Source organism: Arthrobacter sp. LAR12-1-1.1, from assembly GCF_040676555.1.
Taxonomy (GTDB): domain Bacteria; phylum Actinomycetota; class Actinomycetes; order Actinomycetales; family Micrococcaceae; genus Arthrobacter.
The window spans coordinates 712,565-736,918 of the sequence record NZ_JBEGIG010000001.1; the positions used below are offsets into that span (position 1 = coordinate 712,565).

At 65.9% G+C, this 24,354-nt stretch carries 23 protein-coding genes and 1 pseudogene; 10 read left to right on the forward strand and 14 right to left on the reverse strand.

Annotated features, from left to right (window positions below):
- Positions 1-112: 112 nt before the first annotated feature.
- Positions 113-1,543: a dipeptidase gene (locus MRBLAR12_RS03320; protein WP_414645448.1), complete on the reverse strand. Its 1,431-nt coding sequence runs from the start codon at positions 1,541-1,543 to the stop codon at positions 113-115.
- Positions 1,544-1,649: 106 nt separating this feature from the next.
- Here MRBLAR12_RS03320 and MRBLAR12_RS03325 point away from each other — a divergent pair, with 106 nt between their 5' ends.
- Positions 1,650-2,249, forward strand: coding sequence for a DUF3043 domain-containing protein (locus MRBLAR12_RS03325; RefSeq protein ID WP_229993324.1), 600 nt, complete (start codon positions 1,650-1,652; stop codon positions 2,247-2,249).
- A 102-nt stretch (positions 2,250-2,351) separates the two neighbouring features.
- Here MRBLAR12_RS03325 and MRBLAR12_RS03330 read toward each other — a convergent pair whose 3' ends face one another.
- Positions 2,352-3,425 (reverse strand): quinone-dependent dihydroorotate dehydrogenase, encoded by a 1,074-nt coding sequence (locus MRBLAR12_RS03330; protein ID WP_229993325.1) that lies wholly within the window; start codon positions 3,423-3,425, stop codon positions 2,352-2,354.
- 163 nt (positions 3,426-3,588) lie between these two features.
- Here MRBLAR12_RS03330 and MRBLAR12_RS03335 point away from each other — a divergent pair, with 163 nt between their 5' ends.
- Positions 3,589-5,283 carry an FAD-binding dehydrogenase gene (locus MRBLAR12_RS03335; RefSeq protein ID WP_364743502.1) on the forward strand — a complete coding sequence of 565 codons (1,695 nt, stop codon included), beginning with the start codon at positions 3,589-3,591 and terminating at the stop codon, positions 5,281-5,283.
- A 35-nt stretch (positions 5,284-5,318) separates the two neighbouring features.
- The gene (locus MRBLAR12_RS03340; RefSeq protein ID WP_229993327.1) at positions 5,319-6,290 is read left to right on the forward strand and encodes an alpha/beta hydrolase; all 972 of its coding nucleotides are present in this window, start codon (positions 5,319-5,321) and stop codon (positions 6,288-6,290) included.
- Between the two features lie 65 nt (positions 6,291-6,355).
- On the opposite strand, the gene MRBLAR12_RS03345 is transcribed toward MRBLAR12_RS03340, so the two are convergent.
- The 3 genes from MRBLAR12_RS03345 to leuA form a co-directional block, all read right to left on the reverse strand.
- Positions 6,356-7,207 (reverse strand): isoprenyl transferase, encoded by an 852-nt coding sequence (locus tag MRBLAR12_RS03345; protein ID WP_364743505.1) that lies wholly within the window; start codon positions 7,205-7,207, stop codon positions 6,356-6,358.
- Positions 7,208-7,227: 20 nt separating this feature from the next.
- Positions 7,228-7,980: a DNA repair protein RecO gene (recO, locus tag MRBLAR12_RS03350; protein ID WP_229993329.1), complete on the reverse strand. Its 753-nt coding sequence runs from the start codon at positions 7,978-7,980 to the stop codon at positions 7,228-7,230.
- 159 nt (positions 7,981-8,139) lie between these two features.
- Positions 8,140-9,879 carry a 2-isopropylmalate synthase gene (gene leuA, locus MRBLAR12_RS03355; RefSeq protein WP_229993330.1) on the reverse strand — a complete coding sequence of 580 codons (1,740 nt, stop codon included), beginning with the start codon at positions 9,877-9,879 and terminating at the stop codon, positions 8,140-8,142.
- Positions 9,880-10,132: 253 nt separating this feature from the next.
- Here leuA and MRBLAR12_RS03360 point away from each other — a divergent pair, with 253 nt between their 5' ends.
- Positions 10,133-12,085: a M13 family metallopeptidase gene (locus MRBLAR12_RS03360; protein ID WP_229993331.1), complete on the forward strand. Its 1,953-nt coding sequence runs from the start codon at positions 10,133-10,135 to the stop codon at positions 12,083-12,085.
- Positions 12,086-12,207: 122 nt separating this feature from the next.
- Here the strand turns inward: MRBLAR12_RS03360 and MRBLAR12_RS03365 are convergent, their stop codons facing one another.
- The 6 genes from MRBLAR12_RS03365 to MRBLAR12_RS03390 form a co-directional block, all read right to left on the reverse strand.
- On the reverse strand, positions 12,208-13,770 hold the full coding sequence (locus tag MRBLAR12_RS03365; protein WP_229993332.1) for an LCP family protein: 1,563 nt from the start codon (positions 13,768-13,770) through the stop codon (positions 12,208-12,210).
- Between the two features lie 132 nt (positions 13,771-13,902).
- Positions 13,903-14,862, reverse strand: coding sequence for a GTPase Era (gene era, locus MRBLAR12_RS03370; protein ID WP_229993333.1), 960 nt, complete (start codon positions 14,860-14,862; stop codon positions 13,903-13,905).
- A complete protein-coding gene (locus MRBLAR12_RS03375; RefSeq protein ID WP_229993334.1) occupies positions 14,846-16,177 on the reverse strand; it encodes a hemolysin family protein in 1,332 nt (443 codons plus the stop codon). The genes era and MRBLAR12_RS03375 overlap by 17 nt, the downstream gene beginning before the upstream one ends.
- A complete protein-coding gene (ybeY, locus tag MRBLAR12_RS03380; RefSeq protein ID WP_018773095.1) occupies positions 16,174-16,647 on the reverse strand; it encodes an rRNA maturation RNase YbeY in 474 nt (157 codons plus the stop codon). The genes MRBLAR12_RS03375 and ybeY overlap by 4 nt, the downstream gene beginning before the upstream one ends.
- The gene (locus MRBLAR12_RS03385) at positions 16,644-17,732 is read right to left on the reverse strand and encodes a PhoH family protein (RefSeq protein ID WP_229993335.1); all 1,089 of its coding nucleotides are present in this window, start codon (positions 17,730-17,732) and stop codon (positions 16,644-16,646) included. The genes ybeY and MRBLAR12_RS03385 overlap by 4 nt, the downstream gene beginning before the upstream one ends.
- 336 nt (positions 17,733-18,068) lie before the next feature.
- Entirely contained in the window at positions 18,069-18,584 is a 516-nt protein-coding gene (locus MRBLAR12_RS03390; RefSeq protein ID WP_229993336.1) for a flavin reductase family protein, read from the reverse strand.
- 209 nt (positions 18,585-18,793) lie between these two features.
- On the opposite strand from MRBLAR12_RS03390, the gene MRBLAR12_RS03395 reads away from it, so the two are divergent.
- The 3 genes from MRBLAR12_RS03395 (at position 18,794) to cls (ending at position 21,216) form a co-directional block, all read left to right on the forward strand.
- Positions 18,794-19,360: a class I SAM-dependent methyltransferase gene (locus MRBLAR12_RS03395; RefSeq protein ID WP_414645449.1), complete on the forward strand. Its 567-nt coding sequence runs from the start codon at positions 18,794-18,796 to the stop codon at positions 19,358-19,360.
- A gap of 147 nt (positions 19,361-19,507) precedes the next feature.
- A complete protein-coding gene (locus MRBLAR12_RS03400) occupies positions 19,508-19,714 on the forward strand; it encodes a hypothetical protein (RefSeq protein ID WP_364743514.1) in 207 nt (68 codons plus the stop codon).
- A 35-nt stretch (positions 19,715-19,749) separates the two neighbouring features.
- Positions 19,750-21,216 carry a cardiolipin synthase gene (gene cls / locus MRBLAR12_RS03405; RefSeq protein ID WP_229993339.1) on the forward strand — a complete coding sequence of 489 codons (1,467 nt, stop codon included), beginning with the start codon at positions 19,750-19,752 and terminating at the stop codon, positions 21,214-21,216.
- Positions 21,217-21,342: 126 nt separating this feature from the next.
- Here the strand turns inward: cls and MRBLAR12_RS03410 are convergent, their stop codons facing one another.
- Together MRBLAR12_RS03410 and MRBLAR12_RS03415 are read right to left on the reverse strand one after the other, a co-directional pair.
- On the reverse strand, positions 21,343-21,621 hold the full coding sequence (locus MRBLAR12_RS03410; RefSeq protein ID WP_229993340.1) for a hypothetical protein: 279 nt from the start codon (positions 21,619-21,621) through the stop codon (positions 21,343-21,345).
- Positions 21,622-21,625: 4 nt separating this feature from the next.
- Positions 21,626-21,712 (reverse strand): annotated as a pseudogene (locus tag MRBLAR12_RS03415) (hypothetical protein); the annotation flags it as partial.
- Between the two features lie 40 nt (positions 21,713-21,752).
- Here MRBLAR12_RS03415 and MRBLAR12_RS03420 point away from each other — a divergent pair.
- Complete coding sequence (locus MRBLAR12_RS03420) at positions 21,753-22,241, forward strand: GNAT family N-acetyltransferase (RefSeq protein WP_364743761.1); 489 nt, start codon at positions 21,753-21,755, stop codon at positions 22,239-22,241.
- Between the two features lie 34 nt (positions 22,242-22,275).
- Here the strand turns inward: MRBLAR12_RS03420 and MRBLAR12_RS03425 are convergent, their stop codons facing one another.
- Entirely contained in the window at positions 22,276-22,773 is a 498-nt protein-coding gene (locus tag MRBLAR12_RS03425; protein ID WP_364743518.1) for a GNAT family N-acetyltransferase, read from the reverse strand.
- Between the two features lie 101 nt (positions 22,774-22,874).
- Here MRBLAR12_RS03425 and MRBLAR12_RS03430 point away from each other — a divergent pair, with 101 nt between their 5' ends.
- Both MRBLAR12_RS03430 and MRBLAR12_RS03435 read left to right on the forward strand, forming a co-directional pair.
- Positions 22,875-23,096 carry a hypothetical protein gene (locus MRBLAR12_RS03430; protein ID WP_229993344.1) on the forward strand — a complete coding sequence of 74 codons (222 nt, stop codon included), beginning with the start codon at positions 22,875-22,877 and terminating at the stop codon, positions 23,094-23,096.
- A 118-nt stretch (positions 23,097-23,214) separates the two neighbouring features.
- On the forward strand, positions 23,215-24,309 hold the full coding sequence (locus MRBLAR12_RS03435; RefSeq protein ID WP_229993345.1) for a hypothetical protein: 1,095 nt from the start codon (positions 23,215-23,217) through the stop codon (positions 24,307-24,309).
- Positions 24,310-24,354: the final 45 nt, after the last annotated feature.

The window sequence follows — 24,354 nt, forward strand, 5'->3', positions numbered from 1 at the left end:
AACGGTATGGGCTATAGCTACATGCTACTTCGCGCAGCCTTCTAGCTCTAACTTCTGACGTAACCGTGTGAGACGGCTGGATGTTCCCCCGGGGGCCGGAGGGGCCGGGCGGCTAGAGCGCACCTTCGTCGTTGAGGCGCGCGAGCAGCAGGGCCTCGGCGACGATCGCGTTCCGGAAGTCGCCCAGGTGCAGCGATTCGTTGGCGCTGTGGGCCCGGGAATCGGGATCCTCGACGCCGGTGACCAGGATCTGCACGTCCGGGTAGAGCTCGGTCAGATCCGCGATGAACGGAATGGACCCGCCGATCCCCATTTCGACGGCGGGTACGCCCCAGGCCTCGCCCAGCGCCCACATGGCCACGGACGCGGCCTTCGAGCTGGTGTCCGTCAGGAAGGAGCTGCCGCTCTCCCCCGGGGTGAACACCACCTGCGCGCCGAACGGCGCGTTCTCCTCGACGTGCTTGCGGACAGCATCCATGGCGGCTGCGGGGTCCTGCCCGGGGGCCAGGCGCAGGCTGAACTTGGCCCGGGCCCGCGGCAGCAGGGTGTTGGAGGCTACGTCCACGGCCGGGGCGTCAAAACCGATGATGGACAAGGCCGGCTTGGTCCACATGCGCGAGGCAATGCTCCCGGTCCCGGCGAGCTTCACGCCGTCGAGCACGGAGGCATCGGCGCGGTACTCCTCCTCGGTGAGGTCGACCACCACGTCGTCGCGGCTCACCAGGCCCTTGATCGCGACGCTGCCCTCGTCGTCGTGGAGGGTCGCGATCAGGCGGGCCAGCAGGGTCGGCGCGTCCAGCACCGGGCCGCCGAACATGCCCGAGTGCACCGCGTGGTCCAGGACCTTGACCTCGATGGTGCCGTCCACCAGGCCGCGCAGGCTGGTGGTCAGGGCAGGAATGCCCACCTTCCAGTTGCTGGAGTCGGCCACGACGATCACGTCGGAGCGGAGAAGCTCGCGGTGCGTCTCGAGGAACTGCCGGAACGTTGGCGAGCCGGCCTCTTCTTCGCCCTCGAAGAAGAACGTCACGCCGAGGCCCAGCTCGTCTCCGAGCACGCGCGTCACGGCCGAGTAGGCGGCGATGTGGGCGAGGATGCCGGCCTTGTCATCGGCGGCACCGCGGCCGAAGAGCCGCCCGTCGCGTTCGACGGCGGTGAAGGGGTCGGTTTCCCATAGCGCCAGATCACCCGTGGGCTGGACGTCGTGGTGGGCGTAGAGCAGAACTGTCGGCTTGCCCTCGGCAGCTGGACGGCGCGCGACGACGGCGGGGCCGCCGGGTGTCCCGTCTTCCTTGTCGCAGCGCAGGATCCGCACGTCGTCGAAACCGCTGGCCCGCACGAGGGCGGCGACGGCGTCGGCGCTGCGGTTCAGCGGGGCAGGATCAAAGCTTGGCCAGGCGATGCCCGGAATGGCAACAAGGTCCGTCAGCTGGCCGATCGTTTCGTCGAACGATTCGGCAACGGCCTGGCGGAGGGCCTCGGCATCGATGGTGCCGTCGTGGTCCATAGTGGTCAGCGGGTTCCCCGCGGTTGATGAAGTCATGGCCAAAAGACTACCCGTGCGCTGGATCACGACAAACAGCATCGTCGCCGGGCCTGCGCCGTGTGGGCTGGGTCTCGGACCCGTGTCTGCGGGGTATTCTTTAGGGGTGTTTGGACGTAAAAAGGAAGCGCCATCGGCGCAGGAAATAGTTGACCAGCAGGCAGCCGAGGCAGCAGCCCGGGGCACCGTGACCGGCAAGGGCGCACCCACGCCCAAGCGCAGCGCCCAGGTAGCGGCCCGCAAGCGGCCCCTCGTGCCGGAGGACCGCAAGGCCTCCAAGGCGGCCGAGCGCGCCGCCGTCGCGGAGCAGCGGCTCAAGATGCGGCAAGCCATGGACAGCGGTGACGAGAAGTTCCTGCCCTTGCGCGACAAGGGTCCGCAGAAGCGTTTCGCCCGTGATTACGTCGATGCACGCTTCAGCCTGGGCGAGTACCTCATGTTCGGTGCCCTGCTCTTCGTCATCATCTCGCTGCTCGTGCCGGCCTCCAGCGCGCAGATGGTCTACGTCCTGGGCGGCTTCTGGGTCATGTTCCTCGCGGTCTTCGTGGACGTCTTCATCCTCTCCCGCAAACTCAAGAAGCGTCTTGGCGAAAAGTTCGGCGACGTCGAGCGCGGCACCGTCTGGTACGGCTCCATGCGCTCCCTTCAGTTCCGCCGCCTGCGCCTGCCCAAGCCCCAGGTCAACCGCGGCCAGTTCCCCGTCTGACATTCCCTCCCAGTCGTCTTCAAACGAGAAGCCCCCGGCAGTCATCTGCCGGGGGCTTCTCGTTTGCTGCGATCTGTCCGGGGCCTGATCGCCCCGTGATGCCTAGCGCCGGCTCGGGTGCATGGCCAGCAGCCGGTTGATCCGGGCGGCCCAGAAGGGTCCCTCGTAGAGGAATGCCGTGTAGCCCTGGACGAGGGTGGCGCCGGCGTCCAGCCGTTCCTGCACATCCTGCGCGGTTTCGACACCGCCCACTGAGACGAGCGTCAGCGCTCCGCCCGTCACGGACTTGAGCCGGGCCAGGACATCCAGGGACCGTTGCTTGAGGGGCGCGCCGGAAAGGCCACCGGCCCCGCACGCTTCAACCTTGTCCGGGCTGGAGACGAGCCCGGTGCGGGCGATCGTGGTGTTGGTTGCGATAATGCCGTCCAGCTTGAGGTCCAGCGCCAGGCGCGCGACGTCGTCGATGTCCTCATCGCTGAGGTCAGGCGCGATCTTGACCAGGAGGGGAACGTGGCGGCCGGCGGCCTTGTCCGCTTCCTCGCCCACTGCGGTCAGCAGCGGGCGCAGCGTCTCCACGTCCTGAAGCAGCCGGAGGCCGGGCGTGTTGGGCGAGCTGACGTTCACCACCAGATAGTCGGCGGCCGGGGCCAGGCTGCGCGCACTGATGAGGTAATCGGACACCGCATCTTCGAGCCCAACCACCTTGCTCTTGCCGATGTTCACCCCGATCACGGGCCGCACGCCGGGCTGGTGGCGCTGCAGGGCGGCGCGGGCGGACTTCAGGCGCGGGGCCACCGCCGCGGCGCCGTCGTTATTGAACCCCATCCGGTTGACGACGGCCCTGTCCTCCACGAGGCGGAACAGCCGCGGCGCCGGGTTCCCGGGCTGGGCCTGACCGGTGATCGTGCCGACTTCCACATGGCCGAAGCCGAGCTCGGTCAGCGCCTCGATGCCGTGGCCTTCCTTGTCGAAGCCGGCAGCGAGTCCGAACGGGGAGGGGAAGGTCAGGCCGAACGCCTGGGTCTGCAGGGATGCTGCGGGGGCCGTGACCTTCTGCAGCAGCCGCCCGGCGCCGCAACTGTGGGCGAGCCGGATGGCCTTGAAACCGATCTTATGGGCGCGTTCGGCGTCCATCCATGAGAAGGCCAGCCGGAAGAATGTGGGATATACGCGCATGCCTCTAGTTTTCCGGTTCGGGCCGCGCAGACCAAACCAGCGCTCGGGCGGACGCCCGTTGTGACTGCGGTTGTGACTGTCGGTGTGACTGCGGTTGTGACTGCGGCGCCCAGCGCCGTGGACCCGGCGGCCGAACAGCGCCGGGGAGAGTTAGCATGAAGCCATGACCAGCAATGATGGTGTCGGAACGGACGGCCGCGGGGCGCCGGCGCGCGGGATCGAGGCCGATGTCGTGGTGGTCGGGGCGGGCCTGGCCGGGCTCGTCGCGGCGGCCCAGGCCTATGCCGCCGGCCGGCGGGTGGCCGTGCTCGATCAGGAACCCGAGGCCTCCGTCGGCGGCCAGGCGCACTGGTCCTTCGGCGGCCTCTTCCTGGTCAACTCCCCGGAACAGCGGCGGCTCGGGGTGCGGGACAGCGAAGAACTGGCCCTCACCGACTGGCATGCGTCCGCAGGATTCGACAGGCCGGCGGACGCGCTGGCGAAGGAGTGGGCGGCGGCGTACGTGAACTTTGCCGCCGAGGAGAAACGTGCGTGGCTCGCGTCGCTGGGCGTCCGGCTGTTTCCCTTGGTGCAGTGGGCCGAACGCGGCGGCTACGGCCCGGACGGCCACGGCAACACTGTCCCGCGCTTCCATGTCGCATGGGGCACGGGACCTGCCCTGGTGGCTCCCTTCCTTGCCAAACTGCGCGAGGGCGAAGCCGCCGGGCGCGTGTCCTTTCATTTCCGACACCGCGCCACTGAGCTTGTGAAAACCGCGGGCCGGGTGAGCGGCGTGCGCGGCGAACTGCTCGAGGCCAGCAGCGCGGGGCGGGGCGAAAGATCCTCAAGGCGCCCGGCAGGCAGTTTCGAGGCCATGGCCGCGGCGGTGGTGGTGACGAGCGGCGGGATCGGCGGCAACCACGATTCGGTCCGCAGGCAGTGGCCCGGCGGCATTGCGCCGGAGCGGATGCTGAGCGGCGTACCCGCTTCCGTGGACGGGGACTTCCTGCAGGCCGTGGGTCGGGCCGGCGGGAACCTCATCAATGGCGACCGGATGTGGCACTATCCGGAGGGCATCCACAACCATGCCCCGGTCTGGCCGCGGCACGGCATCCGGATCCTGCCAGGGCCGTCGGCCCTGTGGCTGGACGCTACGGGGCGGGCCCTCCCCCCTCCCCTGTTTCCCGGATTCGATTCCCTCGGCGCCCTCCGCCACATTCTGGCCACCGGACATGCCCATTCCTGGTTCGTCCTCAACAGGACCATCGCCCTGAAGGAGTTCGCCCTGTCCGGATCAGAGCAGAACCCGGATCTCACGGGCAAGGATGTCCGCCTGCTGGCCGCCAGGCTGAAGCCCGGCAGCGACACGCCGCTGCAGCGTTTCCTGGACCGCGGAGTCGACTTCCTGCAGGCGGACAACCCCGCCGGGCTGGCCGGCCAAATGAACGAATTGACTGGCGGACAGCTCATTGACCCCGGGACCCTGGACCAGCTGATCCGCGACCGGGACCGGCAGTTTTCCAGCGGGCTGGGCAAGGATCCGCAGCTGGCGGCCATTCGGGCCGCGCGCCGTTTCGCCACCGACAAGCTCATGCGGGTGGCGCCACCGCACCGGCTGCTGGATCCGCGCCACGGTCCGCTGCTTGCCGTCCGGCTCTCCGTCCTGACACGCAAGAGCCTCGGCGGCCTGCACACGGATCTGCAGTCGCGGGTCCTGGACGTGACCGGGCAGCCCGTACCCGGGCTGTTCGCCGCCGGTGAAGCCGCAGGGTTCGGCGGCGGCGGAATTCACGGCTACCGGGCCCTCGAGGGGACATTCCTGGGCGGGTGCCTCTTCTCCGGACGTTCGGCCGGCCGCTCCGCGGCGTCCGCAGCATAGTCAGCGGCGCAGGCAACAGCGCAGGAGGAAAGTCGATGCAGTGGCGGACCGACATACTGGGGGATGATTTCCAGGCGTGCGCCTTCGAGGCCACCGGACCTGACGGCGTGCTGCGCACGGCCACCCTGGTCCGCCATACCCCGCTGGGACCGGCACCATCTGCCCTGCCGGCCCGGGCCGTGCTGTTCCTGCACGGCTGGAGTGACTACTTCTTCAACGAGGAACTCGCGGAATTCTGGGCCCGGCAGGGATTTGAGTTCTTCGCACTCGACATGCACAACCACGGCCGCAGCCTGCGGCCGGGCACCCACGGCGGCTACGTCGCGGACCTGGACAACTACGACGCCGAAATCACAGCAGCGATCGGCATCATCGGCTCGCTCCGGCCGGCCGGCGCGGCGCCGCGGCTGATACTCATGGGCCACTCCACCGGCGGCCTCATCGCGGCGCTGTGGGCCGACCGGCACCCGGGGGTGGCATCGCAGCTGGTTCTGGACAGCCCGTGGCTGGAGGTCCACGGCAGCCCCGCCCTGCGCCGGGCCGCGCGGACCATGGTGGAGCCGTTCGCCCGGTTCTGGCCAGAGTCGGTGATCCGGCTGCCAGAGCGTGCCTTCTACTGGCGCAGCATCAGCAGCGCGGCGGAGGGCGAATGGGCGCTGGACGATGCCTACCGTCCGCCGCATGCCTTTCCGGTCCGTGCCGGCTGGCTCAGCGCCGTGCTGAGCGGTCAGTCCAAGGTGGCGCGCGGCCTGAACATCGATGTGCCCATCCTCGTGCTGATTTCGGGCGCCAGCGCCAACGGGATGTTCTGGAAGGAGTCCATGCGCCGCACCGACGCGGTCCTCGACGTGAACACGATCGCCCTACGAGCGCTTAGCCTGGGCCGGACCGTCACGCTGGAGCGGATTGACGGGGCCCTGCATGACGTCTTCCTCTCCGCACCCCGGGTCCGCGCGGACGCCTATGCCCGGCTGTCCCGGTGGCTCAGGGCGTACGTATTCGGCTGACGCGAACTAGGCGCCGGCGGCAGCGGCCCGCCTCCGGCAGGCAGAAGCCCGGTCCGGCCGGCCGGTCAGGTGCCCTGATTGCCTGCGACGGGAGCGGCGTCGACCGCTCCTCCGTAGCGGCGGTCCCGCTGGGCATAGATCTCGACGGCGTCCCACAGCGTCCGGCGGTCCACGTCCGGCCACAGGGTGTCCATGAACACGAACTCGGCGTAGGCCGACTGCCACAGCATGAAATTGGACAGCCGCTGCTCGCCGGAGCTGCGCAGGAACAGGTCAACGTCGGGCAAGTCCGGCTCGTCCAGGAACTTTTGGATGGTCCGTTCGGTGATGGCGCCCGGTTTGAGCCGGCCCTGCGCCACTTCCTCCGCGATCGCGGCGACGGCGTCGGCGATCTCGGCGCGTCCGCCATAGTTGACACACATGTTCAAGGTGCAGGTGCTGTTGCCGCGGGTGTAGTCCTCGGCCTCTTCGAGTTCGCGGATCACCGAGCCCCACAGTTTCGGACGCCTCCCGGACCAGCGGATCCGGACCCCCCAGTCATCGAGCTGGTTCCGTTGACGGCGCAGCACGTCCTTGTTGAAGCCCATCAGGAAGCGCACCTCCTCGGGGGACCGCCGCCAGTTCTCGGTGGAGAAGGCGTATACGCTGACGTGCTCGATTCCCAGCTCGATCGCGCCGGCCATGACGTCCAGCAGGGCGGGCTCCCCCGCCTTGTGGCCCTCGATCCTCGGCAGGCCGCGCTGGTTCGCCCAGCGTCCGTTGCCGTCCATGACGATCGCTACATGCCTCGGAATGAGCTCCGCGGGAATCGCGGGCGGAACAGCGCCGGATGGATGCGGATAGGGAGCCACCACCGGGGCGGTCCGCCGCCGGACAATGGCCTGCTTCCCCTGGCTCTTCTCCAGGTTTCTTCCCAAGCTTCTTCCCAATGCCACTTTTACGTTCGCTCCACATGTTTGAGGGATTTGAGGACTCGCTCCAGGTGCCACTGAAGGTAGCTGGCCACCAGGCCGGCCGCTTCCCGGCGGTGAACGGATTCGGAGGCATCCGCCGTCGTCCAGTTCCCGGTGAGCAGGGCACCAAGCAGGACCACGGTTTCCGGGGCAGGCGCCGGGGACCCCGGCGGCCGGCACTCGGGGCAGACCATGCCCCCCAGCGGCACGGAAAAGGCCGTGTGCGGCCCGGGCGCACCGCACCGGGCGCAGTCGGTAAAGCTCGGCGCCCAGCCGCCGGTCGCAAGGGCGCGGAGCAGGTACGAATCCAGGATCAGTTCGGAGGCGTGGTCACCCCGGCTCAGGGACGCGAGTGCACCAACCAGCAGGTTGTACTGGGCGGTTCCGGCTTCGCCGTCGACGTCCGTGAGCTTCTCTGCTGTCTCGGTCATGGCGGCCGCCACCGTGTAGCGGCCATAGTCCGCCGCGATGTTTCCGCCGTAGGCGCCTTTGGCCACGGCTTGCGTGACGACGTCCAGCGTGCGCCCGGAAATCAGCTGGAGATCGGCCACCATGAACGGTTCCAGCCTGGCGCCGAATCGGCTGCTGGTGCGTCGGACGCCCTTCGCCACCGCTCGCACCTGGCCGTGGTGCTTTGTCAGCAGGGTGATGATCCGGTCGGCCTCGCCCAGCTTATGGGTGCGCAGTACGACGGCGTCATCACGGTAGGCGCGCGCTGCGAAGGATTGTTGGGCCACAGTTAATCTTCGCACTGTCTTTACGGAATCACGGCATGGGCAGCACCGCCGAGGTAAAACACTGCGCCGCCGGAGTGTTCCGGCGGCGCAGTGTGTCTCAGGTCAGTGTCTTCCGTGGCTGTGTCTGCCGTTCTGGCGGACGCCGTGCCGGCGGACGGATCAGGCGCGGGCGTCCCGAATGGCGCGGTTCACGGCCGAGATGACGGCTTTGAGGGCGGACGTGCTGGTGTTGGCATCGATCCCGACACCCCAGAGCACGCGCTCCCCCACGGCGCATTCGACGTACGCGGCGGCCAGGGCGCTGCCGCCTTCGGAGAGCGCGTGTTCGCTGTAGTCCAGGACGCGTACGTCCACGCCGTCCTCGCGCAGGATGCTCAGCAGGGCCGCGATGGGGCCGTTGCCGGTCCCGGTCCGGCGGACCTGGTTTCCGTCGACCTTCAGGGCGGCGGTCAGGGTCATGGCGCCGTCCTCGTCAGTTTCGGTGCTGATCGAGCCGAGGGCGTAGCGGCCCCACTGCGTGTCGGCCGAACCCGAGGGCAGGTATTCGTCCTGGAAGACCTGCCACAGCTGGGGTCCGCTGACTTCCCCGCCCACCGTGTCGGTCCGTTTCTGGATGACGCCGGAGAACTCGATCTGGGCGCGGCGCGGCAGGTCCAGGCTGTGTTCGTTCTTGAGCAGGTACGCGACGCCGCCCTTGCCGGACTGCGAGTTGACGCGGATGACCGCCTCGTAGCTGCGGCCAAGGTCCTTCGGGTCGACCGGCAGGTACGGGACCTGCCAGGTGTAGTCGGCCACGTCCTTGCCCGCCGCGGCCGCATCCTTTTCGAGGGCCTCCAGGCCCTTCTTGATCGCGTCCTGATGCGAGCCGGAGAACGCGGTGAAGACCAGGTCTCCGCCGTACGGGGAGCGCTCGGCCACGGGCAGTTGGTTGCAGTACTCCACGGTGCGGCGGATTTCGTCGATGTCGGAGAAATCGATCATCGGATCGATGCCCTGGACGAACATGTTCAGGCCCAGGGTCACCAGGTCCACGTTGCCGGTCCGCTCGCCGTTGCCGAAGAGGCAGCCCTCGATCCGGTCTGCGCCGGCCAGGTAGCCGAGCTCGGCGGCGGCAACGCCGGTGCCGCGGTCATTGTGCGGGTGCAGGGAGAGGATGATGCCCTCCCGGGGGTGCAGGTTCCGGCTCATCCACTCGATGGAGTCGGCGTAGACATTGGGGGTGGCCATTTCCACCGTGGCGGGCAGATTGATGATGACCTGCCGGTCCGCGGACGCCTCGAAGACGTCGGCGATCGCGTTGCAGACGCGGATGGCGTATTCCAGCTCGGTTCCGGTGAAGGACTCGGGCGAGTATTCGTAGGTGATGTGCGTATCGACGAGGGTTTCCTCGTACTTCTTGCACAGCCGAGCGCCCTGAAGGGCGATGTCCAGGATGCCGTCTTCGTCCTGGTTGAAGACCACGCGGCGCTGCAGGACGGACGTGGAGTTGTAGAGATGGACGATCGCCTGTTTCGCGCCGACCAAGGACTCATAGGTCCGCTCAATCAGGTGCTCACGGGCCTGCGTCAGCACCTGGATCGTCACGTCGTCGGGGATGTGGTTGCCCTCGATCAGCTGCCGGACGAAATCGAAGTCCGTCTGCGACGCCGAGGGGAAACCGACTTCGATCTCCTTGTAGCCCATCCGGACCAGCAGCTGGAACATCTTCAGCTTGCGGGCCGGGCTCATGGGATCGATGAGGGCCTGGTTGCCGTCGCGCAGGTCCACGGCGCACCAGCGCGGGGCCTTGGTGATGACTTTGTCGGGCCAGGTGCGGTCCGGCAGTTCAACGGTGATCTGGTCCTGGAACGGGATGTAACGGTGGACCGGCATTCCTGAGGGCTTCTGTGCGTTCTGCATTACAATCGGGGCCTTTTCTGTGGTTCTTGGTGAAAGGGTGGCCGGGCAACACAAACTCCGCAGCGAGGGTGGGCCTTGCGCTAGATCGCGTCTGAGGCCTCGCCGCGGCAGCTAAGAAGAAGCAGTTCTGCGCGCACAATTTCACAGTAACACGGGTGCGTAAGATGAAGGAGCCAGACCACCGTAACGTCCACCATGCAGACTGTGCGCCGACAAACGCTCCGGCGCCGGACTGCCTCTCAAAGGAGCATCCGTGCCACTTTCGGGAATCGACCTGTCCACCATCGACGCCAACGTCCGTCCTCAGGATGACCTGTACCAGCACGTGAATGGCGGCTGGCTCGACAGCACGGTCATTCCGGACGACCGGCCCCTGGAGGGCACGTTTACTGCGCTGCGCGACGCTTCGGAGCTCGCCGTGAAGGAAATTATCGAGCGGGCCGCCGCGCGTGGTTCCGAGGCTACCGGCATCGAGCGGAAGATCGGGGACCTGTACAACAGCTTCATGGACGAGGCGGCGGTGGAAGCCAAGGGCCTGGACCCGCTCCGCGCGCGGCTGGCGGAGGTTTTTGCCACGACGTCGGTGCCCGCACTCGTGACGCTGGCCGGACGCCTGTTCCGCGCCGATGTCTCGGGGCTTTTCTATATCTACCCCGCCCCGGACGCCGGAAACCCGGACCGGGTGCTGCTCTACACCGGCCAAGGCGGCCTCGGCCTGCCGGATGAGTCCTATTACCGGGAAGAGAAGTTCGCCCCGATGGTCCGGGCCTACCGGGAACACGTTCAGGCCATTCTGGGCCTCGCCGATGTGGCGGACGCGGAGGGCGCGGCCGGACGCGTGGTGGCGCTGGAAACTTCGCTCGCCTCGCACCACTGGGACAACGTGACTTTGCGGAATCCGCAAAAGACGTACAACCTGAAGTCAGCCGGTGAGGCCGCGGAGCTGTTCCCGCTGCTGGCCGACTGGTTCGACGCCGCCGGCATCGAGCCGGACAAGCGCGCCGAACTCGTGATGAGCACCCCAGATTTCTTCTCCGGCGCGGCCTCCCTGCTGGCCACCGAACCGCTGGCCACATGGCAGGAATGGCTCGCCATGCGCGTGGTCAGCGCGGCCGCCCCCTACCTGTCCGCGGCGTTCGTGGACGCGAACTTCGCGTTCTATGGCACCACCCTGAGCGGTACGCCGCGGATCAAAGACCGCTGGAAGCGCGGCGTCGCGGTGGTCGAGGCGGGCCTCGGTGAGGCGGTCGGCCAGATCTACGTGGCCGAACATTTCCCGGAAGGCAACAAGGCACGCATGCAGACCCTTGTCACCAACCTCATCGCGGCGTACCGGGACTCCATCCTGGGACTGGACTGGATGGGCGAGGCAACGAAGCTCGAGGCCCTGAAGAAACTGGACACCTTCCGCGCCAAAATCGGCTACCCGGACAAGTGGATCGACTACTCCGCCGTGGAGGTCGATCCCGCCGATCTGCTGGGGAACGTGGAGCGCGCGCACAGCGCCGACGTCGACCGCCACCTCGACGAGGTCGGCAAGCCCGTGGACCGCGAGAAGTGGCTCATGACCCCGCAGACGGTCAACGCCTACTACCACCCACTGCTGAACGAGATCGTTTTTCCCGCCGCCATCCTGCAGCCTCCGTTCTTCACCGCCGACGCCGATGACGCCGTCAACTACGGCGGCATCGGTGCCGTGATCGGCCACGAAATCGGCCACGGCTTCGATGACCAGGGCTCGCAGTATGACGGCAACGGCCTGCTCCGCAACTGGTGGACCGAGGACGACCGCACCGCCTTCGAGGCGCTGACCTCCCGGCTGGTGGCGCAGTTTGACGCGCTCTCCCCCACGGCCGCCCCCGGCCACAACGTCAACGGCAAGCTGACCCTGGGCGAGAACATCGGCGACCTCGGCGGCCTCACAATCGCCTACAAGGCCTACCTGATCAGCCTCGACGGGAAGGAGCCCCCGGTGCTCGACGGCCTGACCGGGGTCCAGCGCTTCTTCGCGTCCTGGGCCGCGGGGTGGCGGCAGGTCATCCGGACTGAAGAGGCCGTCCGCCGGCTGGCGACGGACCCGCACTCCCCCAACGAGTTCCGCACCAACTCGATCGCCAAGAACCTCGATGCCTTCCACGAAGCGTTCGACGTCACCGATCAGGACGGCATGTGGATGCCACCGCAGGAGCGCGTCAGCATCTGGTGACCGGCGGCTGTCAAAGCTAAAAGGGCCGGCCACGGGGTTTCCCGGGCCGGCCCTCCGTCGTTGGCGCCAGTTTGTCGCCGCAGGTTTCAGTCACTGCCGGGACCCTGCGCTTCAGCGCATAGTCAGCCGGTGATCAGCGCCGGGTTCGCCTGCTGGCAGACGGTGTCGCCGGCTGTCTGGTTGACGATGTCCGCCGGCAATTGCGGCGTGGTGTCTGCGGTCGGTGTCCCGTTCGCGAAATCGCTGCCCAGGTAAACCTGGACTCCCGCAACTCCGGCGGCCGGGAGCACCCGGCCCGGCGCCACACCCAGCGCCGCCGCGACGTCCGCGGCCACGTCAGCGTAGTCCGCACCGTAGTACACAGCCGTCGCCGCGACGGGCGGAGCCGTCAACTGTCCCACCTGTGTGAAGCCGGCGCCCTTGATGGCCTGCATGATCTCCTGGGTCCGGGCCGGAACGCCCGAGCCGTTGGCCACAGTGACGGGCTGCAGCGTCTTGTCGTAGGCCGGTACCGTGGCGCTGGGCGTCGGCGTGGCGCTGGCACTCGGGGAAGCGCTCGGCGTTGCGGTGGGATCCGTCAGGTCGACGTCGTTGCGCATGGCATTGAACAGCTGGGATGCCGCGGGCTCGGCCAGCTGCAGCCGGTTGGGGTCCGCTTCGGCCGGGACGGTGGGCGTGGCCACGAAAGCCACCTTGCCAACGTCGATGTTTTTGAGCCGGTTGCCCACGGTCAGCAGCGTCGGCACCGAGGCCAGACCGTCGTCGATGGTCAGGTTCTTCGTGATCGCGTCCGCGATGCCGAGCATCCGGGCCGGGTTGGTGAGGGTGCCGTCGTCCTTGATTTTCCTGGTCAGGGAGGACAGGAAGCCCTGCTGGGCCTTGATGCGGCCGAGGTCGCCGCCGTCGCCGAAGGCGTGCCGGGTGCGGACGAAGGACAGTGCCTGCTCGCCCTGGACGGTGGACGTGCCCTTGGGCAGCCGCAGCTTCGAGTCGGGGTCGTACACGGCGTCGCTGACACACACAGACACACCGCCGACGGCGTTGGAGAGTTCCTTGACGGCGTTGAAGTCGGCCATCATGAAGTGGTCGATTTCCAGGCCGGTGAGCTTGTTGACGGTGTCCACGGCGCAGCCGATGCCGGCCTCGGACATGGCCGAGTTGATCATGACACCCGTCTGGGCCGGGTACTCCTTGTTGGTTTTCGGATCCTTGCACTTGGGAATGTCGACCAGCAGGTCCCGGGGGAAGCTGACCACATTGACCCGCTTGTTGTCCGCGGAGATGTCCATCAGCATCATCACATCCGAGTGCCCATAGCCGGTCGCGTCATCGCTGGTTCCGTACTGCGCATTCTTCCCGTCGCGCGTGTCCGAACCAAGGACCAGGATCTGCATCCGGTCCGTCGAATCGTTCACGGCGTTCTCGGTCTTGGTGCTGCCGGCGCTCAGCGGGGCCTTGGTGAGGTTGCCCTGGAGCCGGAGGGCCCAGTAGGCGCCGAAAGCGATCACGCCGACCAGGAGCACGGCCACCACGCCCGTGAAGACTTTCAGCCAGGTGGGGGTCCGGCGGGCAGCGCCGAGGTGGCGGGCCGGACCAACGGCGGGATCGGCCGTGTGCCGGGCAGCGGCGGTTGACCGAGCCGGCGGGGCGGATCCGTCGGCACGGTTGTCACGGGGTCGAACCACTTGTTGAGCCTTCCTAAACGAACGGGGAGTCAGCCCATTTTAGAGTCCGAATCTGAGAAAACGCCGATGGGCCCCGCCTTGGGAGCGGCGGAGCCTGCCGACGGCCGAAATAGGGCCTAAACGGGACCCGGCTCAGAAGCCCAGTTTGACGAGCTGCTTCGGGTCCCGCTGCCAGTCCTTGGCGACTTTCACATGCAGGTCGAGGTAGATCCGGGCACCGAGCAGCGCCTCAATCGCCTTGCGCGCGTTGGTCCCGACCTCGCGGAGCCGGGCGCCGCCCTTGCCGATGATGATGGCTTTCTGGGAGGGCCGCTCAACGTAGAGATTGACGCGGACGTCCAGGAACGGCCGGTCTTCGGGCCGGCCTTCCCGCGGAACGATTTCGTCGACGACGACGGCCAAGGAGTGCGGCAATTCGTCGCGGACGCCTTCGAGGGCGGCTTCCCGGATGAGTTCGGCGATCATCACCGCTTCGGGTTCGTCCGTCAGGTGCCCGTCCGGGTACAGCGGCGGCGACGCCGGCATGTGGCTGATCAGCACGTCGGCAAGGGTTTCGACCTGGAAGCCGTCGGTGGCGGAGACCGGGACGATGTCCTTCCAGCCGTCCTCGCCGAGGACCTCGCGGCCCAGGGCGGCGACGGCGAGCAGCTGCTCGGTGAGGCCCTGGCGGTCCACGGTGTCGGCCTTGGTCACGATCGCAATGATCGGCTTGTTGCCGAGGGCGGCGAGCTGGGCGGCGATGAACTTGTCTCCCGGGCCGATCTTCTCGTTGGCCGGCAGGCAGAAACCGATCGCGTCAACCTCGGCGAGGGTGTCGGCGACGAGTTCGTTCAGCCGCTTCCCCAGCAGCGTGCGCGGGCGGTGCAGGCCCGGGGTGTCCACGAGGATCAGCTGGGCGTCATCCCGGTGCACGATGCCACGGATCGTGTGCCGGGTGGTCTGCGGCTTGGCCGAGGTGATCGCGACCTTTTGGCCGACCAGGGCGTTGGTGAGGGTGGACTTGCCCGCGTTGGGCCGCCCCACCAGCACCGAGAACCCGGCCCGGTAGCCGCCGTAGGCTGCTTCGCCGTCGGACTTATTCTGCTTGCTCACGTGAGACTCCCTGTTGGATTGGTGCGGCCTCGTCGAGAAGGTCTTCAAGGTCAGTTTGTTCTTTTGCTACGGCGGCCGCAATGATGTGGCTGACGCGGTTCCGCCGGCCCTCGAGCCGGTCGGCGCGGAGGGACAGCCCGTGGACCTGGACGGCGCTGCCGACAATCGGCACCCGCCCGAGGGCCTTGGCGAGCAGGCCGCCCACGGTGTCCACTTCGTCGTCGTCGAGCTCGAGGTCGAAGAGCTCTCCGAGGTCATCGATGCTCATCCGGGCGCTGACCCGGTAGCTTCCGTCGCCCAGGGCCACGGCCTCGGCGCTTTCGGTGTCGTATTCGTCCACGATCTCGCCGACGATCTCCTCGATGAGGTCCTCAAGCGTGACCAGCCCTGCCGTTCCGCCGTATTCGTCGATGACGATCGCAACGTGCGTGGATTCCTTCTGGAGTTCGCGGAGCAGGTCGCTGACAAGCTTCGAGTCCGGCACGTAGCGGACCTCGCGGGCGAGTTCGTCCACCGCCGGCGGGTCCTCGTCCGGGCCGAGGTTGTGGAGGCAGGCGGCGACGTCTTTGAGGTACACAATGCCCAGGATCTGGTCCGTGTTTTCGCCGATGACCGGGATCCGCGAGTACCCGGAGCGCAGGAACAACGACATCGCACGCCGCAGGCTGGACCCGGAGTCGATCGTGAGGATGTCGGTCCGCGGCACCATGACTGAGCGGACCAGGGTGTCCCCGAAATCGAAGACCGACTGAATCAGCTCGGCCTCGTTGTCCTCGATCACGTCGGACTCGGTGGCCCGGTCCACAAGTTCGCGGAATTCCTCTTCGCTGAAAAACGCCTCGCTGTCGGCCGGCGCGCCGGGGGCGACGACGCTGCCAAGCCGCACCAGCCAGCCCGGGATCGGGCCGAGCACGGCGTAGAGGGACCGGACCAGCGGGGCGCTGAACCGGACCAGGGCGGCTGAGTGGACCCGGCCGAGCTGCCGCGGGGACACCCCCACGATCACGAAGCCGACCACCGCCATGATGCCGGTGGCCGCCAGGCCGGCGAGCCAGACGTTGTCCAGCATGCTGTAGAGGAGGACGGTCACGGCGACGGCGGCTGCCATCTCGAACCAGACCCGCCAGAACCGGAGGGCGCGCATGTGCCCCACGGGCTGCGCCAGGATGCGTTTGAGCGACGTGCCCCTGCTGTGCAGGACCGCCTGCTCGGCATCATGCCGGGGCAGGAAGTTGAAAGCGGACTCGGCAGCGGTGAGCACCGCGGCAAAGCTAAGGAACACCAGCGCCATGCCGGCCAGGATCAGTGGGGTCACTGAACCGTCTCGGACGGGGCCGCTTTGCCGGTGAAGGCGGTCAGCAGTTCGCGCTGCAGCCCGAACATCTCTTCCTTCTCTTCCGGCTCCGCGTGGTCATAGCCCAGCAGGTGCAGGATGCCGTGCGTGGTCAGCAGCAGCATCTCGTCCTGGGTGGAGTGGCCGGCGTTGCGGGCCTGGACCTCGGCCACCTGGGGGCAGATGGCGATGTCGCCGAGCATGCCCTGGGGCGTCGGCTTGTCCGGCGTGCCCGGGGTGAGCTCGTCCATAGGCACGGAAAGGACATCGGTGGAGCCGGGTTCGTCCATCAGTTCAAGGTGGAGCTTTTCCATGGCCGGTTCGTCCACCAGCAGGATGGACAGTTCCGCCTGCGGGTGGATGTAGAGGCTTTCGAAGATGAAACGCGACAGAGCCACGAGCTCCGACTCGTCCACGACGACGCCGGATTCGTTGTTGACCTCAATGCTCATGCGTGTTCTCCCCGCGTTTCCCGGGCAACGGAGTGCTTGACCCGGTTCCTTTGGACTTCGTCCCAGATGCTGTAGGCGTTGACGATATCCCCGACCAGGCGGTGCCGGACGACGTCGGAGGCATCCAGGATCGAGAAGTTGACGTCCTCGATCCCCTGCAGGATCTCCTCGACGATCCTGAGCCCCGAGCGGGTGCCGAAGGGCAGGTCCACCTGGGTGATGTCCCCGGTGACCACCATCTTGGAGCCGAAGCCCAGACGGGTCAGGAACATCTTCATCTGTTCCGGCGTGGTGTTCTGGGCCTCATCGAGGATGATGAAGGCGTCGTTCAGCGTCCGGCCGCGCATGTAGGCCAGCGGGGCGACTTCGATGGTGCCGGCGGCCATGAGGCGCGGAATGGATTCGGGGTCCATCATGTCGTGCAGGGCGTCGTACAAGGGCCGCAGGTAGGGGTCGATCTTGTCGCTCAGGGTGCCCGGCAGGAAGCCTAGCCGCTCCCCCGCCTCGACGGCGGGACGGGTCAGGATGATGCGGCTGACTTCCTTCTGCTGCAGGGCCTGGACCGCCTTGGCCATCGCCAGGTAGGTCTTGCCGGTACCGGCCGGCCCGATCCCAAAGATCACCGTGTTCGCGTCGATCGCGTCCACATAGTTCTTCTGGTTCAGCGTCTTGGGCCGGATGGTCTTCCCGCGGGTGGAGAGGATGTTGGTGGTCAACACTTCCACGGGGTTCTGCAGTGACTGGCTGCGGAGCAGGGAGACGAGCTGCTGCAGGACGGCCGGGGTGATGACGGTGCCCCTGGCCACCAGCCCGCGCACCTCGTTGAGCAGGCGCATGATGCGCGGCACGTCGGCGGCAGGACCGCTGATGGCAAGCTCATTCCCGCGGACATGGAAATCGACGGCGGGGAACTGGTTTTCGATGAACCTTAAGGCTTCGTCATGGCTGCCCAGCGACTGGACCATCTGTTCTGAGTCGTCGAACACGACCACCTCCGTCCGCAGCCCTGGTAGGGAGTGGGGGAATTCCCCTGCGGTGCGTTCTCGGGCGCTGAACCGGGCCTTGCCGTTCGCTGCTTCAGTCATGGTGTTGGCCCGCGGGCCTCTGGTCCCCTCCAGTATGAATATGGTCGGTCGCCGTGATCCGTACCGACGGCGGTTCGCACCGCCCGCGGCCCGGGTCAACGGGTGCTTCCATCTTACGCCAGCGCGGCGCGCCCGACGCCGTACGGGGAACCGGCGTCGGGCGTTACACGTCGGTGTTTCCGAAGCCGACCCACCCATCCAGCCAGTGGGCGCCGGTAACCGGGAACGGCTGTACAGCGCTCCCCCGCTCCGCATCGTCCCCGCGGCCGGGCCGAGCCGGCCGTGCCGCCGTCAAGGCCCAGGCTGCCCACAAGCGGGACAGCGACTGCAGCATGGTCATGCCACGCTCTCCAGCGCGCCGGCGCCGGACCGGACACCGACGTAGTCTCCCTTGTAGAAGAGCAGGGGCTCGGCGCCGGGTCGTGCGCCCAGGGCGCGGACGGCGCCGACGACGATCGTGTGGTCCCCGCCGTCGTACTCCTGGTGCAGTTCGCAATCCACCCAGGCCAGTGCCTGGTCCAGGACGGGGTTGCCCAAGGGCGAGGGCGAGTGCTCAACGCCGGCGAACTTCTCCGTTCCCGACCGCGCGAACTGCCCCGCGAGATGCTGATGTTCTGCGGGCAGGATGTTCACGGTAAACCGGCCCGCCTCACGCAGCAGCGGCCAGGTGGTGGACGTCCGTGCCGGGCTGAAGGTGACAAGGGCCGGCTCCAGGGACAGGGAGGAGAAGGACTGGCACGTGAACCCGGCCGGCCCGTGCTTCGTTGCTGCCGTGATCACCGTCAGGCCGGTGGCGAAGTGTCCGAGAATGTGGCGGAGTGTCCTCGGGCTGAGATCAGTTTGTTCCGTCATGGCGGGTCCTTTCGACGCTGGAAACCCCAATCAACCACCGCGGACCCGGCTTCCCAAGCCCGGCTGCAACGCACAGTCGCGCAGCGACACAGCGCGTCACGGACCCGTTGCATGACGTAAAAATTCGGCACCGCCTGGGAACCTTGCGGACCGTAGGGACCTGGACCGCGGGCTGCCGGCGGCATCCGGGTAACTGGGGTTCGCCGGCCATGGCCGCTAGGCTCGGTCGATGCCAAACTCCGAGAACCTGTTGGACGTCAGATCCGCGTATGACACAGTTGATCGACGTCGGATGCGGTGCCGGACGAATGACCAGCTACCTCAGCCACGCCGGGCTGAACGTCAGCGGCGTCGACCTGTCGCCCGAAATGGTCCGGGTCGGGCAGCAGCTGCATCCCGAGCTGTCGTTCGAAGTCGGAGAGCTGACTGACCTGCCGGCAGCCGACGCCGCTGCAGACGGCATCCTGGCCTGGTATTCGATCATCCACTCTCCCCCGACGGCCCTGCCGGCGATCGCGCGCGAGTTCTGGAGAACGCTCCGCCCAGGCGGCTCGGCCCTCATCGGATTCCACGCCGGCAGCGGCCACCGCACTATTGACCGTGCCTACGGACACGACGTCCAACTCCGTGCAGAACGGCACGCCCCCGACGACGTGGCGCTGCGGTTCACCGAGCAAGGTTTTGTGATGCGCGCCCAGCTTGTGCGTTCGCCGAGAGCCATGGAGAAAGACCCTCAGGCCGCCATCCTCGTCGACAAGCCCTCCGTCCCCTCGTAGGGATTTCACCCGCAGCGGGTGAGGCCCATGCCACGCATGACGCCAACAATAGTCATACCTTCCACTGGCAGGGCTGAAGGACGGACCGTCCCGGAAACGAGAAGGCGTCGCACCGAGACGCCGCAACTTTGAGAGCAGGAATCACAAATGAGTCTCCCGGGAAACTTTTGGGATATTTTCTGGTGGTTCCTCACAGCGTCCGTATTCTTTGCCTGCCTGTTTGGTGTTTTTGCGCTCATCGGTGACCTCTTTCGCGCTCAGGAATTGAACCATTCCAAAGCCAAGGAACTCCTGGACGCTGGAACCGGCAGCGCTGAAGAGTTAGAAAGAATCAAGAACCGTGTGCTCGTCTGACGGCGTTCGCGGCATCGAAGAACGTTGAGGCAGCAGTGCGCGGATTCTTCCAGGATATTGAAACGTTCGCCTTGCTCCTGCTGGCGGCCCACATACTGCTCGTGACCGTCGCAACTGTCCTCGTGTCGATGAATCGCCGTCCATCCTCTGCTATTGCCTGGGTGCTCGCCATAATCTTCATACCGATCCTTGGTGCAATCGCGTTTTTCTTTGTCGGTTACTCGAAACTGCCCAAGGCGCGCCGGGACAAACAGCGCGAAGTCAACAATCTGGTCCTGGCGCGGACTGAAGGCAGCCCGCTGGTTAGCCGCGGCCTTGACTGGCCGGAGTGGCTGCATTCTGCGGTGGTATTGAACAGCAACCTTGGGGCGCTCCCTATGGTGTCGGGCAATAGTGCGACCCTATTGGGCGACTACAACGGCACTTTCGATGCCATGATCGCTGAGATTGATTCGGCCACCAGTTACGTGCACGTGGAGTTTTACATCCTGGTGCTGGACGCAACGACGACGCCGTATTTTCAAGCGTTGGCCCGGGCAAGACGACGCGGCGTCGACGTCCGGGTTCTGTCCGATCATTTGGCTGGCCTGAAGTTCCCCGGCCGGAAAGAAACCCTGGACTTCTTCCAGGAGATAGGGGCGGAATATCGCCCCATGCTGCCGGTGCGGCCATGGCGCGGCGAATGGCAGAGGCCTGACCTGCGCAATCACCGGAAGATCTTGGTCGTCGATGGCCGCGTGGGATTCACTGGATCCCAGAACGTCATCGACGCGAGCTACGACACGAAGGCCAACCTGAAGCGCGGGCTCCAGTGGCACGAGCTGATGATGCGCGTTGAGGGACCTGTGGTCCGGGAACTGGATGCGGTCTTCGCGACGGACTGGTACAGCGAAACGGATGTGATACTGCCACTGGATTCAAGCCCCATAGGCGCCAGCCACGGTTCTGCACTCATTGACGCACAAGTCCTGCCCAGCGGTCCCAGCTTCGACAACGACAACAATTTGAAGCTCTACGCGACGCTCATCCACAAAGCTGAGCGGCGTGTCAGCATCACCAGTCCATACTTTGTCCCGGACGAATCCATCCTGATGGCTATTGTCACGGCAGCCGCGCGGGGGCTAAGCGTCGAGCTCTTTGTTTCCGAGGTCGGAGACCAGAGCATGGTCTACCATGCTCAGCGTTCCTACTACGAGGCACTGCTCCGCGCCGGCGTCAGGATCTACCTATACCGGTCGCCCAAGGTGCTGCACTCGAAGCACTTCACCATCGATGAGGAGGTTGCGGTAATTGGGTCCAGCAACATGGATGTCCGTTCCTTCAGCCTCAACATGGAGGTATCCGTACTTGTGCACGGGCGCGGTTTTGTGGACGCAATTCGAGGGATCGAAGACGGGTACCGCGTGGAAAGCCGTGAGCTGCAGCTCGCGGACTGGCTCCGGCGGCCCATAGCCCAAAAAGTATTCGACAACCTGGCGCGCCTGACAGCCTCCCTCCAATAAGGAATTGGCGAACCCTTTGGAGGGGTCCTTGCTTCCAGGAAGACGAAGGCGCCGGCTACGGAGTGCTAGCTGATGCCCAAACCGGCTGGCTACCTTCCTTGACACTCGGCTGGCAGGTGCCCGGCCTCACGCCGTTCGCGAGATGTCCGCAACTACCTGATCGATTTGATACCTGGAAACCCGCGCAAGGGCCGGGTTGGTGTGGACATAGTAGGGATAGGTGATGATTCCAATCGACAGTGCCCAAGCGCGGCCGCGTTCCCACGTCGTCTGGTCAACGCCTACTGCATCGCGAAATGCGGCGCGTCCTTTATCCTCGAGCAGGTTCCAAGCGACGATGAGGTCGACCGCCGGATCGCCAATGGCCTCCCCAGTCGAGGACACCGGCGAGCCGCGCGTCGGCAATCATAAGGTTTCCTGGTTGCAAGTCCGTGTGAATCCAGACCTGCTCCCCTTCAGCGAGGCCGATGCGTCGGCTACGGAATGATGAAGACATGGAATTGCAGACTGAGCGTCTCCTGCTGCGCGAGTACACGATGGATGATTTCGCAGCGGTACATTCGTTCGCTTCTGATGTGAGAATCGCCGATTTCGTGGACTGGGGACCGAATACAACCGGCGAAACTCAGGAATTCCTCGAAATGTGCGTGGGGGCGCAACGCGGCGCGAGCCGGACAAACTTCACTCTCGCTGTCACCTTTCCGGGTGGCTACCCTTTTGGTTCTGTCGGGCTCGCCGTTGATCAGGGCCGGGGCGAACTCGGGTACGTGATTGATGCTGACCACTGGGGCCGCGGGTATGCCACTGAGGCCGCAGCCTCCCTCCTCAGATTCGGCAAAGAAACCCTCAGACTGCGGGACGTTACCGCAACCTGCAGACCACCGCTTCGGCGAGGGTGCTGGAAAAGATGGGTATGGTCCAGGTCGGATTGCGGAGGGCGGACAAAATCATTCGTGGGCATTGGCGGGATTCTCTCGTCTTTTCAGCGGTCAACACCACCTGGTAACGCACGGGACGGCGGGTGACCTCAGTTGACGCCCAGCGTGGCACGTTGCCCGGTTATATGTCAGACCGGACCATCCGTATCTCAGGTAGTTCCTCCCAGTCGGGTGAAAGCAACTTGCGTTTCCCATCGGGCCTAAAACCGTTCTTGGCATAGAAGGCCCGGGCGCGGGCGTTGGCCTCGAGCACCCACAGATAGGCGGGTAAATCGCCGAGTGCGGCCTTCAGCAGCGCGACACCGAGCCCAGTGCCATGCGTGCGCCTCAGAGTGTAGATGGAGTAAAGCTCAAATTCTCCGGGCAAGTCATGGTCACGTCCCGTACCTGCGTCGGCAAATCCAACGATTTCATCGCTCGCGTCCAAGGCGATGATTCGAGGCTGAGCGCTGTCCAGATACGCTCGACGTTTTTCCACGCGCTCCGGGATGCTGGCACGGCGCGCATCGAAGAATTCCGAGGGCAAAAGGTGCCCGTAGCATTCCTCATGGGCCAGGGTGTGCATCCGAACTACGGCATCAGCATCCTCAACCGCGGCCTGGCGGATCTGGTATTCCATCTGCCCAGCCTAGCTTTGACCCTGTTGTTCCGTGGCCGGGACCCGCAGTAAAAGTAGGGCCGCGAGGGAAGCCACTTTACGAGCAATGCCATACTGACGCCATGGCCATCCGGCTTTGCTTCTACGCCGGATATGCGGTTGCGTTGATGATCGACGTGGCGTCGATATTTTCGTCGTCGGAACCCGCAGCAGATTCAGGCTTCGCCATTCTGGCCGCCGTCTTCCAAACTCCATTGGTCCTCATCGCATCTGCCGGCGCAGTCGCAGCCATTGTTCTTCGGAAAGACGCGCCTCCCAGAACCGGGGCTACCCAGGCCCCCTGAACATTCTTGCGGATCGTCTCTGTGCCGGCTGCCGCGAAAGTGATCCATTCGCCCGGGCCTTCGAGGGCTGCTCAAGCCAGACAGAGCACATCTCCGTCCCTCCGAGCTCCACGACGCTTTGACCATCCGCGATCTTTCAGATCCGGACGGCCGGCCCCATGCGATGCAGCCGCTGTTGCAGGGCATCATCGACGCTCTCTGCCATGAATGGGCAGTGCCAGGACGAATCGTCCGCCACAGCCCCCTCGTGAGTGTGGCCGACAATTACGATCGTTTGGGGTTCAACGCATCGGACGTCACGCGGGACCAAAGGTACTCCCGCTACCTCAGTCCAACGGTCATGCTCCGCAGCCACACGTCGGCATCCATCCCGTCGCAGCTGCGGGCACTGGACGACGACGCATCCACGGACGAACTCTGGGCCGTCCCCGGTCTGGTCTATCGACGCGACTGCGTCGACCGCACCCACGTGGGAACTCCCCACCAGGTCGACCTGTGGCGCGTCAGCTCGCTAGAAAGACTGGACGCAGAGAACCTGCAGGACATGATCGGATCGCTGGTGAAGGCGGTGCTTCCAGGGGCACGATGGCGCGCAGTTCCAGCCGTTCATCCCTACACCAGAGAAGGCTTGCAGGTCGATGTCCTCATGGAGGGAGAGTGGCTCGAACTCGCAGAATGCGGGCTCATGGCACCTCATCTGTTCTCCGAAGCCGGCCTGGATCCCACAAGGTGGTCTGGCCTGGCTCTTGGGATGGGTTTGGACCGGGCCCTGATGCTCCGCAAAGGCATCCCCGACATCAGGTTGCTTAGGTCGACGGACGAGAGAATCGAACAGCAGATGCTGGACCTGTCCCGGTGGAAACCGGTCTCCCAGATGCCATCCATCCGCAGGGACATCTCCATCGTGGTTCCCGCGGACATGGATACCGAAGTGCTCGGTGACCGAGTGCGAACAGCATTAGGCGAAAAGGCCGAGGACCTGGAAAGCGTCGAACTCTTGGCCCTAACTTCGTATGGAGACCTTCCGGTAAAAGCGCAGGAACGACTTCGCATCTGCGATGGGCAGGCCAACGCACTAATACGTCTGGTGCTGCGTCCCCTCGCTCGGACCATGACGGATGCAGAGGCGAATCAGATCCGGGACGATGTTTATCTGGCCCTGCACGAGGGGCCAGTCCGGGAGCTCATTGCAGGACAGAACCGAACGAATTAGGTATCAACTTTGTATCGGCCTCATATCGTTCCCGTTGCAGTTCCG

Excerpts from the sequence above, each read along its gene's own strand:
- MRBLAR12_RS03335 (WP_364743502.1), top strand. The coding sequence starts at position 3,589 with ATGACCAGCAATGATGGTGTCGGAACGGACGGCCGCGGGGCGCCGGCG.
- MRBLAR12_RS03390 (WP_229993336.1), bottom strand. The coding sequence starts at position 18,584 with ATGACGGAACAAACTGATCTCAGCCCGAGGACACTCCGCCACATTCTC.
- MRBLAR12_RS03420 (WP_364743761.1), top strand. The coding sequence starts at position 21,753 with ATGGATGATTTCGCAGCGGTACATTCGTTCGCTTCTGATGTGAGAATC.
- leuA (WP_229993330.1), bottom strand. The coding sequence starts at position 9,879 with ATGCAGAACGCACAGAAGCCCTCAGGAATGCCGGTCCACCGTTACATC.
- MRBLAR12_RS03320 (WP_414645448.1), bottom strand. The coding sequence starts at position 1,543 with ATGACTTCATCAACCGCGGGGAACCCGCTGACCACTATGGACCACGAC.
- MRBLAR12_RS03400 (WP_364743514.1), top strand. The coding sequence starts at position 19,508 with ATGAGTCTCCCGGGAAACTTTTGGGATATTTTCTGGTGGTTCCTCACA.
- MRBLAR12_RS03430 (WP_229993344.1), top strand. The coding sequence starts at position 22,875 with ATGGCCATCCGGCTTTGCTTCTACGCCGGATATGCGGTTGCGTTGATG.
- MRBLAR12_RS03395 (WP_414645449.1), top strand. The coding sequence starts at position 18,794 with ATGGCCGCTAGGCTCGGTCGATGCCAAACTCCGAGAACCTGTTGGACG.
- MRBLAR12_RS03340 (WP_229993327.1), top strand. The coding sequence starts at position 5,319 with ATGCAGTGGCGGACCGACATACTGGGGGATGATTTCCAGGCGTGCGCC.
- MRBLAR12_RS03385 (WP_229993335.1), bottom strand. The coding sequence starts at position 17,732 with ATGACTGAAGCAGCGAACGGCAAGGCCCGGTTCAGCGCCCGAGAACGC.
- MRBLAR12_RS03425 (WP_364743518.1), bottom strand. The coding sequence starts at position 22,773 with ATGGAATACCAGATCCGCCAGGCCGCGGTTGAGGATGCTGATGCCGTA.
- MRBLAR12_RS03330 (WP_229993325.1), bottom strand. The coding sequence starts at position 3,425 with ATGCGCGTATATCCCACATTCTTCCGGCTGGCCTTCTCATGGATGGAC.
- ybeY (WP_018773095.1), bottom strand. The coding sequence starts at position 16,647 with ATGAGCATTGAGGTCAACAACGAATCCGGCGTCGTCGTGGACGAGTCG.